Source organism: Acinetobacter sp. 228 (genome assembly GCF_048147885.1).
Window position 1 is genome coordinate 1 of sequence record NZ_JAYWYV010000519.1, and the last position, 1,101, is coordinate 1,101.

Here is a 1,101-nt window from a genome sequence, read left to right on the forward strand (position 1 = left end):
GGCCAGTGGCCATAATTAAGCCGGCAATCTCACTTGAACGGTTGCCTTCAATTAGCGATCGAGTAGACAAGTCATGAATACGCTGTGCTGCATCAAGTGGCAAAGACTTAATAAGCCTAACTTGATCATTTATGAGCTGCTGATAAACAGCACCTATGTCAGTATTGCGAATTTGCTCCCGTACACCACGAGATAGGTCTTGTGCATAGATGAGCCAAGTTTTCTCATCTCGTAGAGCCACATCTGTAAGTATTCGACCAGCAGCATTTTGCGCCCAGAACTGAAGTGTATTTGCATACTCCTTCAGGGAAGCCTCCATTAAGGGGTAATTGTTAGGGTCATTTATATCGAAGCCTTTAACGATGGTATCGATATAACCAGCAATCTTTCTAAGCTGCTGGCTGTAACGTATCTCGGTCTTTCTCGCCCGATTCGGTGTTATCCGATTTATTTGTTTCTTCATCATCTACACCTTCATCTGGTGGCGGTGGATCCTCGTCATCGGCTTCTTTAATTTCCTCATCAGTAATATGAGAGAAAACACCCGTAACTTCACTAGATTGGCGCAACTCTTTTAAGGCTGTTGAGCGTTTGATTAGGCCGGCCTCTTCAGCAGCGAGTACTGCATCTGTCACACCTTTAGCAACGTTTGCCTTTTTCTCATCGTCCAATTGCCACAATGAAGCGAATTTAAAACTAAATGAATCAGGTAAAGGCTTGCCAAGCACTGACATATGCAGCACAGCATAGAGGACCTGCAAAGGCGTCCGTAAACGTCCTTCTTGCTGTTGGTTAATGTTGTCGTAGTAATTGGCTAGATCAGACTCACCTGTAGCATTTAATCCTGCTGGCGACTGACCAAATAAGCGAACAAGAGGAATGCCTGTGGCACCAGATATTTGCTGGCCAAACTGCAGCAAGAGATTATCTAAACCAGTAAAACTATATTGATGGGTTTCAAAAGCATCATCAGCATCCATAAGGGTCATCCCCTCATTAGATTGCCACATGCGTATCTCTTGAATCTGTTTAACTAAAGCGTCGTAAAACTTACCACCAGTTGCAATAATTTCACGTAACTTCTTAACTTTATAAGTCCTT

The 1,101-nt window shown here is 43.4% G+C and carries 1 protein-coding gene and 1 pseudogene; both read right to left on the reverse strand.

What is annotated here, in order from left to right:
* Positions 1–319 (reverse strand): annotated as a pseudogene (locus VXQ92_RS20395) (phage head morphogenesis protein); the annotation flags it as partial.
* Between the two features lie 70 nt (positions 320–389).
* On the reverse strand, positions 390–1,101 hold a 712-nt coding region (locus tag VXQ92_RS20400; protein ID WP_416683009.1), incomplete at its 5' end, for an anti-CBASS protein Acb1 family protein.